Origin of the sequence: Sulfurovum sp. (assembly GCF_015493435.1) — a bacterium.
Classification (GTDB): Bacteria; Campylobacterota; Campylobacteria; order Campylobacterales; family Sulfurovaceae; genus Sulfurovum.
Genome location: NZ_WGDD01000032.1, coordinates 1 through 15,553 on the forward strand (window position 1 = coordinate 1; position 15,553 = coordinate 15,553).

At 43.5% G+C, this 15,553-nt stretch carries 18 protein-coding genes and 1 tRNA gene; 3 read left to right on the plus strand and 16 right to left on the minus strand.

Annotation, left to right across the window (positions count from 1 at the left end; translation table 11 throughout):
• From F8L24_RS06035 to gap, 3 genes are all read right to left on the minus strand, one after another.
• A partial coding sequence (locus F8L24_RS06035; RefSeq protein WP_294953159.1) for a triose-phosphate isomerase occupies window positions 1-202 on the minus strand: 202 nt, incomplete at its 3' end.
• Entirely contained in the window at window positions 199-1,395 is a 1,197-nt protein-coding gene (locus tag F8L24_RS06040) for a phosphoglycerate kinase (protein ID WP_294953161.1), read from the minus strand. The genes F8L24_RS06040 and F8L24_RS06035, both read right to left, overlap by 4 nt.
• 14 nt (window positions 1,396-1,409) lie before the next feature.
• Window positions 1,410-2,405, minus strand: a complete 996-nt coding sequence (gene gap / locus F8L24_RS06045; RefSeq protein ID WP_294953164.1) for a type I glyceraldehyde-3-phosphate dehydrogenase — start codon at window positions 2,403-2,405, stop codon at window positions 1,410-1,412.
• Window positions 2,406-2,582: 177 nt separating this feature from the next.
• On the opposite strand from gap, the gene nadD reads away from it, so the two are divergent.
• Together nadD and rsfS are read left to right on the plus strand one after the other, a co-directional pair.
• Entirely contained in the window at window positions 2,583-3,152 is a 570-nt protein-coding gene (gene nadD / locus F8L24_RS06050; protein WP_294953168.1) for a nicotinate (nicotinamide) nucleotide adenylyltransferase, read from the plus strand.
• Window positions 3,153-3,160: 8 nt separating this feature from the next.
• Window positions 3,161-3,502 carry a ribosome silencing factor gene (gene rsfS, locus F8L24_RS06055; protein ID WP_294953171.1) on the plus strand — a complete coding sequence of 114 codons (342 nt, stop codon included), beginning with the start codon at window positions 3,161-3,163 and terminating at the stop codon, window positions 3,500-3,502.
• Between the two features lie 9 nt (window positions 3,503-3,511).
• On the opposite strand, the gene F8L24_RS06060 is transcribed toward rsfS, so the two are convergent.
• From F8L24_RS06060 to F8L24_RS06120, 13 genes are all read right to left on the minus strand, one after another.
• Window positions 3,512-3,847 carry a hypothetical protein gene (locus F8L24_RS06060; RefSeq protein ID WP_294953174.1) on the minus strand — a complete coding sequence of 112 codons (336 nt, stop codon included), beginning with the start codon at window positions 3,845-3,847 and terminating at the stop codon, window positions 3,512-3,514.
• A 13-nt stretch (window positions 3,848-3,860) separates the two neighbouring features.
• Window positions 3,861-5,558, minus strand: coding sequence for an arginine--tRNA ligase (argS, locus tag F8L24_RS06065; RefSeq protein ID WP_294953177.1), 1,698 nt, complete (start codon window positions 5,556-5,558; stop codon window positions 3,861-3,863).
• 177 nt (window positions 5,559-5,735) lie between these two features.
• Window positions 5,736-5,960, minus strand: a complete 225-nt coding sequence (locus tag F8L24_RS06070; RefSeq protein WP_294953180.1) for a twin-arginine translocase TatA/TatE family subunit — start codon at window positions 5,958-5,960, stop codon at window positions 5,736-5,738.
• Between the two features lie 81 nt (window positions 5,961-6,041).
• Window positions 6,042-6,665 (minus strand): guanylate kinase, encoded by a 624-nt coding sequence (gmk, locus tag F8L24_RS06075; RefSeq protein ID WP_294953183.1) that lies wholly within the window; start codon window positions 6,663-6,665, stop codon window positions 6,042-6,044.
• Window positions 6,665-7,531: a hypothetical protein gene (locus tag F8L24_RS06080; RefSeq protein WP_294953187.1), complete on the minus strand. Its 867-nt coding sequence runs from the start codon at window positions 7,529-7,531 to the stop codon at window positions 6,665-6,667. Before F8L24_RS06080 ends, gmk begins: the two co-directional genes overlap by 1 nt.
• A 183-nt stretch (window positions 7,532-7,714) precedes the next feature.
• The gene (locus F8L24_RS06085; protein WP_294953190.1) at window positions 7,715-8,260 is read right to left on the minus strand and encodes an Ig-like domain-containing protein; all 546 of its coding nucleotides are present in this window, start codon (window positions 8,258-8,260) and stop codon (window positions 7,715-7,717) included.
• 15 nt (window positions 8,261-8,275) lie between these two features.
• Window positions 8,276-9,037 carry an Ig-like domain-containing protein gene (locus F8L24_RS06090; RefSeq protein ID WP_294953193.1) on the minus strand — a complete coding sequence of 254 codons (762 nt, stop codon included), beginning with the start codon at window positions 9,035-9,037 and terminating at the stop codon, window positions 8,276-8,278.
• Between the two features lie 404 nt (window positions 9,038-9,441).
• Entirely contained in the window at window positions 9,442-11,061 is a 1,620-nt protein-coding gene (locus F8L24_RS06095; protein ID WP_294953196.1) for a cadherin domain-containing protein, read from the minus strand.
• Between the two features lie 863 nt (window positions 11,062-11,924).
• Window positions 11,925-12,001, minus strand: a tRNA-Arg gene (locus F8L24_RS06100).
• 52 nt (window positions 12,002-12,053) lie between these two features.
• Window positions 12,054-12,755, minus strand: a complete 702-nt coding sequence (locus tag F8L24_RS06105; protein ID WP_294953199.1) for a uracil-DNA glycosylase family protein — start codon at window positions 12,753-12,755, stop codon at window positions 12,054-12,056.
• Window positions 12,745-13,065 (minus strand): sigma-70 family RNA polymerase sigma factor, encoded by a 321-nt coding sequence (locus tag F8L24_RS06110; RefSeq protein WP_294953202.1) that lies wholly within the window; start codon window positions 13,063-13,065, stop codon window positions 12,745-12,747. Before F8L24_RS06110 ends, F8L24_RS06105 begins: the two co-directional genes overlap by 11 nt.
• Window positions 13,066-13,956 carry a menaquinone biosynthesis prenyltransferase MqnP gene (gene mqnP / locus F8L24_RS06115; protein ID WP_294953205.1) on the minus strand — a complete coding sequence of 297 codons (891 nt, stop codon included), beginning with the start codon at window positions 13,954-13,956 and terminating at the stop codon, window positions 13,066-13,068.
• Window positions 13,957-13,972: 16 nt separating this feature from the next.
• Window positions 13,973-14,530 carry a CDP-alcohol phosphatidyltransferase family protein gene (locus F8L24_RS06120; protein WP_294953207.1) on the minus strand — a complete coding sequence of 186 codons (558 nt, stop codon included), beginning with the start codon at window positions 14,528-14,530 and terminating at the stop codon, window positions 13,973-13,975.
• 115 nt (window positions 14,531-14,645) lie between these two features.
• Here F8L24_RS06120 and miaA point away from each other — a divergent pair, with 115 nt between their 5' ends.
• The gene (miaA, locus tag F8L24_RS06125; RefSeq protein ID WP_294953210.1) at window positions 14,646-15,539 is read left to right on the plus strand and encodes a tRNA (adenosine(37)-N6)-dimethylallyltransferase MiaA; all 894 of its coding nucleotides are present in this window, start codon (window positions 14,646-14,648) and stop codon (window positions 15,537-15,539) included.
• Window positions 15,540-15,553: the final 14 nt, after the last annotated feature.

A 15,553-nucleotide genomic window follows, 5' to 3' on the forward strand; every position in this document is an offset into this window, starting at 1 on the left:
TAAAAGCACCGTTTCTTTCCCTATAGGCATTCTGTGCCCCTACAGTAATATTTCCTGTATGCGCAGTCAATGCTGTTGCAGGAGGAAAAACCAAAACACGGTCCCCGCTGTGCATTTTGGACAATTTTGCCTCGAGTGTTTTCAGATAGGCTTGTGTGCTTGCCCGGGTATGGTTCATTTTGAAATTGGCTGCATAAATCATTTTTCCAATGCCTCTATCCCGGGAAGTTTCACACCTTCAATGAGTTTCAGGCTTGCACCGCCGCCGGTACTGACAAATGTCATTTCATCCACATCACCTGCACGCTGTGCTACATCGGCAGTATCACCTCCTCCTACTATGGTCGTTGCATGTGTCTCCGCTATATGGTGTGACATCATGAGACTTCCTTTGGAGAACTTGTCCATTTCATACACCCCCATCGGACCGTTCCAGATGATCGTCTGCGCATCATTGAGTACTTCCCTGAAAAGCCGTGAAGAAGCAGGACCGGTATCGAGCCCCATCCAGTCATGCGGGATCTCCTGGGAAGGCAGATACTTGACTGCTGTATTTTCAGAAAATTCCGGAGCCACGACAAAATCGACCGGCAGGTAGAATTTTACCCCCAGGGAATGTGCTTTCTCCATAATATCTCTTGCTTCATCGATCAAATCATCTTCAACAAGTGATTTACCGATTTCATAGCCCTGTGCTTTTAGAAAAGTAAAAGCCATACCTCCACCGATGATCACTTTGTCAACTTTGTTCAGCAGGTTATTCAGCGCCTGAAGTTTTCCGGAAACTTTTGATCCTCCGACCACTGCAATGAAAGGCCTGATAGGATCTTCAAGTACTTTACTGAAAAAGTTCACTTCCTTGCTCAAAAGGAAACCGGCTGCTTTGTGCTCTTTGTCAAACTGCATCGCAATAGCGTAAATGGACGCATGCTTTCTGTGGCAGGCACCGAAAGCATCATTAATGTACACATCAGCAAACGATGCAAGCTCTTTGGCAAAGGTTTCATCATTGGCTGTTTCCCCTGCTTCATAACGGAGGTTTTCAAGCATCAAAATATCTCCAGGCTGAAGTTTTGATGCTTTTTCTTTGGCGTCCGGACCGACAACATCATTTGCCATATAGAGTTCGTTTTTGATCTTCAAAAGCGTATGCAGTCTTTTGGCTATGGGGCGGAGAGAATATTTTTCCTCATACTTCCCCGGTTCCGGCCGCTCATAATGGGAAGCCAGAATGATCCTGCATTCTCTGTCAATACAGTAGCGGATCGTATGCAGCGCAGCACGGATACGTCTGTCATCCGTAATATTTCCAAATTCATCTTTTGGAACATTGAAGTCACAGCGTATAAATACTCTTTTCCCATCGATATCGATATCTTTGATCGTTCTTAGCATAAATCCTCCAAATGTTATTTTTTGCTGATATGTACAGCCATATCTACAAGCCGGCAGGAGTATCCCCACTCATTGTCGTACCAGGAAAGTACTTTGACCATATTCCCGCCGATAACTTGAATAGTATCGATAGCAACGACACTGCTGAGCTCTTCACCCACGAAATCCTGGGAGACCCGGTATTCTTCATCGACACCGAGGATACCTTTGTGTGTTCCTTCACTGGCGATCTTAAAAGCGGCTTTCACTTCATCAAGTATCACTTCTTCTTTCAGTATTACGGTCAAATCCACCATGGAAACATCCGGGGTCGGTACCCTGATCGCCTGGCCGTTAAGTCTGCCTTCAAGCTGCGGAAGCACTTTGGAAATGGCTTTGGCCGCCCCGGTGGTCGTCGGTACGAGATTGCTCGCGCCGGAACGTCCTTTCCTTGGATCTTTTTTATGCTTTGCATCCAGAATCGGCTGAGAGGAGGTATAGGAATGGATCGTGGTCATCAAGCCTTTTTCAATGCCAAAAGCGTCATCCAGTACTTTGGCGACCGGTGCCAGGCCATTCGTAGTACAGCTTGCATTGGAAACAATGGCCTGCCCTTCATACGCCTCTGCATTGGCACCCAGTACGAATGTTGGCGTATCATCTTTTGCCGGTGCGGAAAAAAGTACCTTTTGAATACCGTTCTCAAGGTACGGCTGAACACTCTCTGCTGTCAAAAAAGCACCGGTGCATTCCAGTACGATCTCAGCGCCGCAGCCTGCAAAGTCGATCTTTTCAAGTGCGCGTTCCGCAAAGATCTTTGCCTTGTCTTTGCCTATACAAATATACCCATCCGCTACCTTGACATCCGTTCTTGTACCGTGTACGGAGTCATACTTTAAATTGTATTCAAGCATTGCTTCCGTCCCGCTCGCATTGACTGCCACAAGCTCGATATCTTCTCTCTGGGCAATAATCCTTGCCACACATCTCCCGATTCTTCCCAAACCGTTTATCGCTACTTTTACCGCCATACGCATCCCTTATGCTTTTTATGCTAAAATGCGACCAGTCGCATCAGTAATCCCAAGAATACTTTCTGCGAACGCCTGCTGCCGGAATAAACCCGGTATTAGCGTTATTTTTTTGGGTTTTACCCAAAAAATGTCACATTAAATAGTATATTATTTTACAGTAAGTGAGGTTAGCATTTGGTTAATCAGTCCAAGCCGGAAGTCGCAATATTCGGAGGGAGTTTCGACCCTCCCCACCGGGGACATCAGGAAATTGTTCTCAAGGCAGTTGAACATCTGGATATCGACCGGCTTATTATCGTTCCTGCCTATTTGAACCCTTTTAAAAGTACATCCCTGGCAAGTGCACAGAAACGTCTGAAATGGTGTCATCGGCTTTTTGATGACATTCCCAAAGTAACCGTTGATGACTATGAGATCAAACAAGGCAAAAGTATACGCACTTCACAAAGTGTACAATATTTTAACCGCACCTATAAGGTAAAGTATCTCATTATCGGATCTGACAATCTGTCAACATTGACACAATGGCATGCGTTTGACTGGCTGAACAAAACGGTCACCTGGGTGATCGCCACCAGAGAGAACCATTTTCTTGATACGGACATGCTGAACTCATGGAAACTCTTGGAAATAGACTTTCCGGTCAGTTCCTCAGCCATCAGGGAGAAAAGAGATTTACACTATATTGACAGCAAAATAAAAAAATCGGTCCAAGAGACTATAAATGACAACAAAAAAGGATAAAACAAAACATGACAACAAACGACAGAATAGAACATATCGTAAAGGTACTGGATGAAAAAAAAGCGGAAGAGATCGAAGTATTCGACCTTGGAAATACAGATTATATTGCCAAACATGTGGTAATCGCCAATTCACTGAACGGCAAACATACCGTAGCACTTTTTGAACATCTCAAAAAAGATCTCAAACCGCTTGGCGAAACATTTCTGGCAACAGATATCAGTGATGACTGGGCTGTAGCGGATCTGGGCGATATACTGATCCATATTATGATTCCCGAGTACAGACAGCGCTATTCACTGGAAACATTCTTAAGCGAACTCGTGGAAAATCAAAAAAAAGAACAGTAGGCAGGACGCTTAAAAAGCAAACACATCCTCGTACCGTGATCCCTCAAGCAAAGAAAGTGCAATGAAGAGCGCAAGGGTGACTGCCGGTGAAAAAATCACCCACCAGTAATATTTGCCTCTGAACAGATAATACAGCAGCCCACCCCACGCAAAGACCACCAATATGACATGCGCCAAAAAAAGAGGAATGATCTGCCGGGTAATATTGCCCATAATCCCAAAAGAAATGAGCAACACAAATGTACCCAGTGCTATCAAAAGTTTTTTCAGATCCCTGTTGCGGTAATAAAGAAAAAAGATGAGCCCAAATGTTGCAAGGATACCCACTACTATCAGTGCCTTCATATCAATATCTCCTTTAGAGTTTATCTACCACATCAATACCGAGTATATCCAAGCCCTGCTTAATGGTTTTTGCTGTCATATCCGCCAAAACCAGACGAGAGAGTTTCACTTCTTCATCAACGCCCTCTTTCAAAATAGGATTCTGCTCATAAAAACGCATAAACAGTGTGACCAATTCGTACAGATAGGTTGTGATCTGGTTGGGTGCAGCATCCTCCGCTGCCCGGTCAAGTACTTCTTCAAAGCGAAGCAGCATCACACCCAAACGATGCTCAAGCACATCCGTAATGACAACACTCCCTTTGATCTCTCCTCTGTAGCGCCTGAAAATACTCTGTATGCGCGCATAGGCATACTGCATATATAACGAGGTATTGCCTTCGAATGACAACATCTTGTCCCAGTTGAAAATATAGTTCGATTCACGGTTGATGGAAAGATCGGCATACTTCACGGCACCGATACCGATGATCTTCGCCAGTCTTTCCACTTCCTCTTCAGAGTAGTCATCTTTTTCTTTAATCGCCGCCTTGGCTTTAACGACAGCCTCATCCAAAAGATCAATAAGCTTTACGGTACCACCGTCACGCGTTTTGAACGGCTTGCCGCCTTTGTCCATCATGGTCCCGAAAGCGACATGTTCAAGTTTGACATCTTCCGGCACAAAACCGGACATTTTGGCTACTTTGAAAATTTGTCTGAAATGTTCCCCCTGCCGTGCATCCACAACATAGGAGATACGTTTTGCACCCAGGATATTGGCTCGGTACCGGAGTGCTGCAAGGTCAGTCGTTGCATAGAGGTACCCGCCATCCCCTTTCTGCACGATCACAGGAATCTCTTCATCTTCAAAGAAGACACACTGGGCCCCTTCACTCTCTTTCAGTCTGCCTTCTTCTGCAAGATCAGCAACGACTTCCGGGAGATCTTCATTATAGAAACTTTCCGCTTTGACATCCTCACGTGTCAGCCTGACACAGAGTTTGTCATATACTTCTTCACAATGCCCCAAAGAGATATCGATGAATTTCTGCCAGAGATTCAGACAGTGTTCATCTCCGCCTTGGATCTTGACGACATATTCTCTTGCTTTGTCGGCAAATGCTTCATCCTCGTCAAAACGTTTCTTGGCATCTTTGTAGAACTGTTCCAAGTCTTTCAGGCTGCCCGAACCGTCTTCTCCCCTCTCTTCGAGATAGGCGATCAGCATACCAAACTGTGTTCCCCAGTCGCCAATATGGTTCTGCCTGATCACTTCATCACCCAGAAATTCCAGAAGGTTCGACAGTGTATCGCCGATAATCGTGGAACGCAAATGTCCCACATGCATTTGTTTTGCCATGTTCGGACCCGAATAATCAACGACAACTTTAATCGGAGCACTCTTTTTTGAAACTCCCAGCCTCTTGTCTTCACGTGCCTCACGACATTTTTCAGCAATGACATTGTCATTCAGCCATAAATTGATAAACCCCGGTCCTGCGATCTCCGCTTTGCTTACAATGCCGGAAAGGTCAAGGTTTTCAAGGATCCCGGAGGCGATCTCTCTGGGGTTCTTCCGCAGTTCTTTGGAGAGTGCCATGGCACCATTGAACTGATAATCACCGAATTCCGGCTTAGTCGCTTCCGAAACATTGATAGGCTGTGCATCGATACCTGTTTTTTGAAAAGCTGTTTGTATAACTTTATTGACTTCTTCTTTTAACTTCATAATAACCGTTTCCGTAAATAGTGTGGGATAGTATTACTGTACCAAGTATATACCTAAATGTTTGGTACGGTAATAGATGAATGTGTGAGGAACACATTATGTAGAATATTCTGAACACTCAACGTGCCCGGCCAAAAGGACACATGCCTCTGGCTTATTGAACGTTCAGCACTTGATTTAAGCGTTCTCGCTTTTTTTCTCTTCTGCTGCCGCTTCGACTTTCGGCTCTTCTTTCTTGGCAATCTCTTTTACCTCTTCTTCGTCATCTTCTTTGATGGCTTTCTTGAAGTCTTTGATACCTTTACCCATTCCTTTTGCAAGATCTGGAATTTTTTTCGCTCCGAAAAGAAGTACAACGATCGCCAAAACGATCAATAACTCCGGCATACTTGGCATACCCATAATTCATCCTTTGTCTGCACTTACTATATAGTGCAATGTTAAAATTTTAATAATTATACTTAAAAATGTTTAAGACAAGCTCTATCCGTCCCAAACTCCAAGCCACTGTTGTATAAATTCGGCTTCTTCTTCTTTACTCTGTTTCAGTCTGGCTGCCCTGGCAACACTGGTAAATTTCTGTGCTGCCTCTTCTACCGTATCGTTAATGATTGTAAAATCATATTCTCCTACTGCTTTGATCTCCTCTTTTGCATTCTCAATACGCCGCAAAATAACTTCTTCTGTATCCGTACACCGTGCCCGGAGCCTCGACTCAAGATCTTTGAGTGTCGGAGGGGTAATGAACGCTGACGTAGTAATGTCATCCATCTTTGCACGTACCAGACGATGTCCCTGAATATCAATATCAAAGATTACCAGTTTATCCTGATCGAGTGCTTCTCTTACAGGTTTGAGTGAAGTACCGTAGTAATTTCCGTGTACCTGGGCATACTCCAGAAAATTTCCAGCCTTGATATCTTCCTCAAAACATGCTTTGCTCACAAAGAAATAGTCCACTCCGTCTTCTTCACCCGCCCTTGGTGCTCTTGTCGTTGTCGAAATAGAAAAATAATATTCGCCTATTTTATCCGAAGCCGCATTGATCACTGTACTTTTTCCCGCTCCGCTTGGTCCGGACAATACCAGTATTGCACCATTATACATCAGTTCCCACCCTTTAGTTTCAATGTTATTTTTACGTTCTTCCCCTTAAGAAGTTTCCTGATCTTTTTAGGCTTGAGCTTGAAAAGTGCTTTCATAAACTGTTTTTGAAGCACTTCAAACTCTTTGGGATTGAAAGGCCCTGTCTCTTCTCTTTTTCTCTTTTTCTTGGACTTGCTGTCTGAATGGAGTGCCTCTACAATCTCTTTTTCATCCACGATCTCCAATCCCTCTGAGATCAGCTGTGCGGTAATAGCATCTACCTTGCGCTGTTCAAGCACCTCTTCTGCTACCTCTTCTTCAAAAGAAGGTATTTCTTCTTCATCCATATCAAGCAGATCTTTGATCTTTTCGATCTCTCTGCTGTCAAGTATGCGGGAACTTTCCTGACCCATCTCCAAAAGATCCTCTTTTGGTACTGATTGTGCTTCTGTCTGGGGCAAAATAGAGGCAGACAGTGTTTCAGCCGGCATCGAACTTTCTGTTTCTTCTTCAGATAACGTTTCCTCTTCCAGAGGAAAGATCACAGGCTCTTCTATTTCTTTTTCCGGTTCACGCACACTATCGACACTTTCCATCAATGTCAAAATCTGAGAAGGCAGAAACGGCTTTTTAAGCGTAATATCAAAACCGGGTACCGATGCATCGTCATACGAAAGAAATACCGTTCTCCCTCTCTCCCGGCTGTCTATGAATTCTTTGACACTGCCCGTATAGGAAGCGTCGTCCACAAAAAGCAGGTCATACTTATTTTCGGGTCCAATCTCGCCGACACTCTGCACTTCATCCAATACTACATGCGCATCTCGGGTACACAGCGCAAAGAGTCTGGAAACAACAGGATTTAAATTAACAAGCAGGATTTTCACAGCAGAGACTCCACAGAATAGTTTGTTCTTATTGTAATATAAATTTGGTTAGGCATGGTTAATTTATCGTATGTAACGAAAAACCCGTTTCATATGGCTTAAAATAAAAAACGGAAGAGTGTGAAAGAAATGATTGCCCTTGTACCCCGAACCAAGCCGGAACGGGATAAATATTAAAATATTTTATGGTTCACTCACAACAACAGGTGCTTTCCCCGTAACCCCATCAAGTGTTGCAGATACTGTTGTACTACCAGCTGCTACGCCTGTAACTTTCGAGTTTCTCTGTAAAAGATCCATAGATGCGATACTTTGATCTTGGGACTTCCAGAAAACAGTCGTTGTTACACGTTCTTTTGTTCCATCTTTGTGGACGAGCCATGCGTTGATGCATTGTTCTTCATCAATTGTCAATTCAAGCGGATTGCTATCATCTATGATGTCAGTTTGACTGGAAGAGCAGCCTTCCTGAATTTCAATTGTACTTGCAGTGACATTCACTGCAACTTCTGCATGCACACCTTGCCAGTCTACATTGATGGTTGCAGTACTTGGATTTCTTCCGTGAACATTTGAATCAATTTCATCGATCACATACGCAACATTTCGATCACTTGAAGAATAGGAAACATATCTATTGATATCCTCTTTACTGCCATCAGAATAATGCCCGTATGCTGTGATCCATTCCTTGTCACCCTGTGGCAGATCAAATGATTTGCCAGTCACATCTCCATACGTACTTTAGATCAGTTCGATACTTGTCAGTGCAGGATCTTGTGGTAATACTGTAACAGAAAGTTCTGCTTTTAGACCCTGATAGGCTGCTGTGATAGTAGCAGTTCCTGTATCTCTACCGTACACATATGAAGATTTCAAATAGTTAATACTGGCAATTTGCTGATCACTTGACCACCATACTGTATCTGTATTGATATACTCTCTTGATCCATCTGAATAGATACCCCATGCAGTGATATACACGTCTGTGGTAATTGGTACATCCAATGATGTGATAGGTGTAGGGGTATCAGGACTGTATCCCTTTTCGATTTGGATTTTCGTTAAGGTTGCCGCTGTTACCGTCATAGCATGTGTTGCCATGATACTGCTATTATTTTTAGCTGCAGCTGTGATAACTACTTTTCCTTCTGCTACTCCTCTTACATCTCCACTTGCTGTTACTGTCGCAACAGCACTATCGGAAGAAGTCCAGTTCACTTTGTCGTTTACAGTATATCGTTTTCCATCACTCAGTGTCAGGATCGCATCTAAATGCTCTGTAACACCTATAGGAACAATACTGTTACCTTCAATGGTCAATGAATCAAAAGATGGCGGTGCAGCCAGAACATCTAACTCTGCGATGCCGGTTTTTTCTATGTCACCATCAGTATAGGTAGCTGCGATTTCCACAGTACCAACACTTTGTCCTGTTGCTGTTCCTTTTTCGTTAATGACTGCAATACTTGTGTCAGTGACATTCCATGTTGCACTGGAAGTCACATCTTTGCTTGAGCCGTCACTATAAACACTTGTCTATCCGTTTTCAGAAATTTTTGAAGAAAAAACCCGATTTTATCCAAAAACTTTCAAAAAACTAAAACCATTAGGGAAAAAACCTCACAGACTTACGACCCCAGTAAGAATTAATCCTTCCACCATATCCAGACCATCCCCTCCCATTAAGTATATTAGGAACTTTTCAGCACATTTTTGTTTCTTCTGTAACGTTAGCACCTGTCACTCTGCACTGTCCATCTCCTGATAGTGTTAAACCCACCCACATTCCATGTAGCCGTGCTACCGCATCAAATGTAATTGACAAAACATGATGCTTTCGTAGCATCATGCAGCTAAAAGAAGTGTGCTTCCCTATCCCTCATAGTTGGTCAGGTAGAAAGTACACGCTAGTGAGCACTATCATCTTGTATACAGCGTACTGTAAGACCAAAGGCACGTCCCAGATGCTCATATATATGTATACTAGAAGATTCAAACTGAATTGCCATTGACGCAGGTGAACTGCTCCCTCCAGGGTCACTATTTATATACGGTGTTGATGTCCAAAATGCCGAAAAGTCATTATACGTATCTATTTGACCATCATCTGCGAGACGCATTCCAGCGCCTGGGATTTTCAAGAAACTATCAAAAGCTTCATCGGAGCTATGGATTGTATTTTGAACCTCGCTATAAAGTTCTGAAAAACTTGGCACCCTAAATCCTACAGGGCAAAGATTTGTTCCATCCGTCACTGACCAGTTCGCACTTCTCTGGGAGCCTTCGCTATCTATTGCTGCCCATTCATAAGAAGAGCTATCGGTATTTGTTATGTATTTGCCAAGTATTTCATTCTGTACAGGATTGAATTGTGTCGCCAGTGTATCATTGGTATCGCTAGTACTATTTTCATGCCCATCAGCATTTCTACCCCATTGGTAGTAGTCTCCAAAACAAGCTGTATCAGTTATACTGGTACAGACTCGTGCCGCCCCCAAATTTCTGTCGAACCATACCTTACATGTCTTTGGAGACACTACCAGACAGTATTCTGTACCATTATGTGTTACAGGAGTATCACATTCACAATTCAAAATTGTAATGTTGACATCTTGTGTTGCTTCATTTCCAGATGTATCTGTAGCACTGGCGGTAAATTCATAATTTGTTTTGCAACTTTCATAATCAGGTGCCACTTTGAACGTAACATCACCCGTAGTGCTGTCGACATTAAAGCTGTTAGCATCGTCACCGCCGTTTATACCGTAGGTTACAGTGCTTTCATCTGTAGCGACAAGCGTAAGGGCCGATGTTTTGTTTTCAAGCACTTGAACATTTGCATTTGAGGTAAATACCGGTGCCGTTGTATCAGGTGTTGGTGTTGGTGTCGGTCCAGGAGGTGTTGGTGTCGGGCTCGGCTCTGGTGTTGGCTCCAGTGATGGACTTGGAACTGGTACCAAATCACTTGCCCAGTCAGGAACCACACCACCTGCTGCTACAATATTTTCATTCAGTTTTTTCTGTGCATCATGTGCGGATGGAAGAGCGATCCCCAGAGCTTTTTCAATATCTTCTCTGAATGTCAGACTGTGAAAGTCAATATCCGCGGGCAGTCTGTCCAGCAGGGAAAGGTCAATGTTGATAAGACCATTATGCAGATCTCCATCCTTATCCAAAGCTTGGATCAATGCTACAAGGTTCAAAGATGCTTCAAGGTCACCTGGAAAGACTGAGTATGGCGTATAGAAAGCGCTTTGTGCGGGTAGTGTCCCCAGCAGAATATTCTCTCCCAAGCTGAAAACAACATCATCTCCTTCCTTACAGGTGTAATGACCATTGTTATCAGTCAGACCTTTTGCTCCAGACGAGCAGCTATAATTTAACCCCTGCACAACATCATCAATGAATTGGCCTTCGACTGAAGCCGTCGGGGCAGTACTTCCGCTACTGCTTCCTCCTCCACATGCCGTGAGTATCAATGCGGCACTTGTAGCCAATATAAGGTTTATACTACGAACTTTAAACATATTTTTCCTCCATTTTATAAGTTGTAATAAAGAAAATTATTAAATTCCCTTTATTTAATTATAGCATCAATACGAATGAAAATATGATTTTCCTACTTTTTCAACCAATAATTTTCTCTCTATGTAGACAAATATCACATACTTCCAATCTCATAAGGTTTGGATATTAACACCAAAATCCGAACCACCCCAGGCATTTTTTTCAGGTAAGCATCTTTTCTCACTATTGATACACCTTCGTCATCATTGGCACCTGCCACTCTTCGCTGTTTATCTGTTTATAACAACGAATCACGACATCATGTATTTGCTCCGCAACGAGCCTAAACTATGACATATCATACATAAGGAGGATACTATGTTAAGTGTTCGAATTACAGACCTTTCCTCCTATAACAGTGGCTTTCTCTCTGGTTCATAGGTTCAACTTCCCCTGATCCGCTTCGAACTCTCACAGGCCATTTCAGAAGTGCCTACAGAAGGCAAGCATGTCTCAGGCGAAGCCAAACCATGAAGAGATCTTCATCACCGATTAGGAATGGGATGATCTGGATCTCTTAGATGTGGACAAATATGACGATCCCTACGAACTGTGCCAACAGAGGGAGACTCTGTGCAATAACGGTGTAAGTTAGACAGCCTGCACTGTGCACTGTGGACTATTGTTCCACCCGATATTTCCGCTCGGTAATTCACGCAAACTTATATTTGTTTTCTTGCAGTGCAGCTTCCTTGTCCACTAACATACAGTGTAGTAAAGCACAAAAAAATTCAAAAGTGGGATAAAAAGTAGGAGTTACCTATACCTTCAAGCAATAAAGAAAAATTATATATTGAAACAACGGCCAAACCGTCAATAGAAGTGGTACGCCCATCAGGATTCGAACCTGAGACCTTCGGTACCGCAAACCGATGCTCTATCCAGCTGAGCCATGAGCGCACATTTAGAAGTTGCTGCGATATTTAGTGAGCGAATTGTAGCGAAAAATTCTTTATTTATCAAGTAACTGCATCGGACCGAAAAGATCAAGTGCTTTGGAATTGGTAATGAATGTATGATTATAGGGATGCTCCAGCTCAATTGTCTCGAAGTTTTCAAGCGGCAGATGCTTTTTCAGTTCTTTGGCATGGTTTCCAAAAAGAATCAGTTTCGGCGCCTGAGGCTCAAGCGAGTGCAGCAAACTCTGAACAAAAGGCCGCCATGCTTTTACATGTCTCGCCGAACTTTTCTTGTCTGTAAAAACAAGCGCTGTATTGAGGAGCAGAACACCGTTCCTCTCAAAGTTGCATCTAAGTTCCCCGATAGAAGAGATAAATGCCGTTTTGTCAAGAGCGGCAATGGCATCCTGTGACAGATCATCAGGGGACAGGTCACCTCGTGCAAGCAGCGCCATCTTTACAAAATTGCGCAAACTTGTAGCCCGGTTCACCTCTTTGCTGAGACCTTTTTCGGAGAAGATCGTTTTAACCCTGGCGTCGATAAAAGCATATCCGCTGGCACTTTCGGCTCTCGGATAGGGATCCTGTCCGAAAAGAATATAGTTCACTTTCTCTTTCGGAAGGGTTTTGAATGCATTCAGATAATTTTCTTTATTGGGGATATATGCAGTGTTTTCTTCAAGAAAAAAACGGTAATCCGCTTCAAGCTCTTCGTAGGCTTCTTTAAGAATGTAGTCCCAGTTGTCAGACGGCATGGTCTTTTTTGATCCTGTCAAACTTGATGATTAGTTCGATCTTACTGATAGGAATACCGAGTTCATCCGAGATCTCTTCCCTGCTTTTTCCCTCTTCCAGCAATGTCATCACTTCATCATGTGCCGAAAGATTTTCAATGACATCCTTCACGGCAACACGTGAAGCCTGTAAATTCTGTATGGTGGTATCTTTCACTTCCAGTGTTTCCTGCAACACCTTTTTCTCTTTCTTCAATTTGCTGTTCACTGCAAAAAGATAAAAGACGACTATAACCAGCAAAGCGATGATCCCTATTTCCAAATAAGCCATTTATGCTACCTCCAAGATAATGAAAAACAGAAAAACAAAACCAAGATATCCGTTCACGGTGAAAAAAGCTCTGTCTATCTTTGTAAAGTCTTTGTTGACAAGATAGTGTTCATATGTCAACATAATCGCAGCAAAAACAACTGCCGCATCAGCCCAGATGCCAAGTCCTGCACGCATCACAAATGCTGCCCAGAAAAACACGGTAAGCACATGAAAACCCCGTGCAATCAGCATTGTTTTTTCAGGACCGAATTTTGAGGGGATAGAATGCAGATCGTTTGCTTTGTCAAATGCCATATCCTGCAGTGAATAAAGCAGATCAAATCCTGCTACCCAGAACATCACCCCGGCAGCAAGATAAAGCGACCAGACTGTGATTTCCCCCGAGACAGCTACCACTCCTGCAATCGGTGCCAAACCAAGGCTTACCCCAAGTATGAGGTGAGCCAGAGCAGAAAAACGTTTAAAAAACGTATAGGCACCCAGCACTATCAGAATGGGTACAGCCAGTTCAAAAGCAAGGGTATTGATGAGATAGGCCACCCCTATGAAAAGCAGTGCGTTCACTGCAACAAAAAATAACATTTGTCCGGAGGAGACCCGTCCGTCCACCGAGGGCCTGTTCTTTGTTCTCGGGTTGAGTATATCGATATCTCTGTCAAGATAGCGGTTGACACCCATGGCAAAATTCCGTGCAGAAACCGCCGCAACAGTCCCCAGTACAAGCAGTCTCCACCCGAACCATCCGGAACCGCTGTCTAAATAGGAAGCGACCAGCATTGCGATGAAAATAAACGGCAATGAAAATACCGAGTGTTTGAACATTACCAGTTCGGAAAAATCATTCAGTTTTTTGAGAAATCCATTCTCACCCAATTCTTTGCTTTTCACTTTTCTCTCTTTGTTTTTAGGGATGTGGTATCTTCAGCTTGCTGTTCAACGACCAGGCGATTCCTACAACCATCAGGGTGATCACAAAAACACTTGGAATAATGTTATAGCTGAACAGCAGATAGAGTATCCAGAGCAGAATAGCACCCAGCGGGGTCGGTACACCTTCAAAATATTTCGCCACTTCGCCCGCATCCACCTTCAGGTTGAATTCCACCAGTCTGCGAAGTCCCAAAATAATATAGGCGATAAAAACCGCACCGACTGCCATCTCTTCCCATCCGCTTGAAAAACTGCCTTTGAGTGCATAGAACAGCAGGAACGGCGGCATGACAACAAAAGAGATAAAATCGGCAAAACTGTCCAATTGTATACCGAATTCGGTCGAGAGTTCATATTTTCGCGCCAGCTTGCCATCGATAATATCGCAGGCTCCCGCGATCCATGCCAATACGATAGCCGTAAAAAAATCTTCCTTGACAATAAAATAAATGGCAATGACCCCCAGTGAAACATTCAGATAGGTCACTATATTGGCAATATTGAAACGGTTATCTTTGTCAAATAGATCCATGCACTCTCCAAAATATTAGCCTGAGTCCAGCCCTGTCGTGTGGCCGCAGGTTAGTTATGTACAATTTTACCCTCTTCGTACTTAACACTTAGCCGCAACTTGTTATCATAATAACATGAATAGCCTCAGACAACTTGCTCTTATCGGTCCTACTGCATCGGGGAAAACAGCACTTTCCATCAAAACAGCAGAGGCTCTTGATGCCTACATTCTTTCCATAGATTCACTCTCCATTTATAAAGATATAAACATTGTTTCCGCAAAACCGACGCTAAAAGAACGCCAGGGAATAGAGCATTTTGGCATCGACTACATTTCTCCTGATGAAGATTTTAATGTAACCACCTTTATTCAGCTCTATCATGATACCTATAAAAAAGCCCTTGCCGACAGAAAAAACCTTGTCATTGTCGGAGGAACAAGTTTTTACCTCAAGATGCTGATGGAGGGTATCAGCGAACTTCCAAAGATATCGGAAGAAACAAGCATAAAATCAAAAGAGGCACTGAGAGATCTTTCCGGCACGTATACGTGGCTTTGCCGTATGGACACCGACTATATGCAAAAGATCGCTGCAAATGATCCCTACCGCATTGAAAAAGCACTGAATATCTACTTTGAAACAGGGTTAACCCCTACTGCATATTTCAGAGAATTCCCTCCCCGGCCCGCCATGAATCCAGGGCTCTCTCTCTACCAGATAGAGGTCGACAGAAAAGTACTTAGAGAGCGTATTGCCCGACGTACCAAAATGATGCTGGAAGAGGGGCTTATCGATGAGATATGCATGCTGGAGCGGAAGTATACCCGGACACCCCGCTGCATGAAAGCCATCGGTATCAAAGAAACACTTGCCTACCTTGACGGTATTTATGATAAAACCATGCTTCAAGAGAAGATCACTACCAATACCGCCCGACTTGCAAAAAGGCAGACTACGTTCAATCATTCACAGTTTGACACTGTCATAAAGGGAAGTGTTTCGGAGTTGGAGAAACTGTTACTGTAGGGTGCGTAAGACGC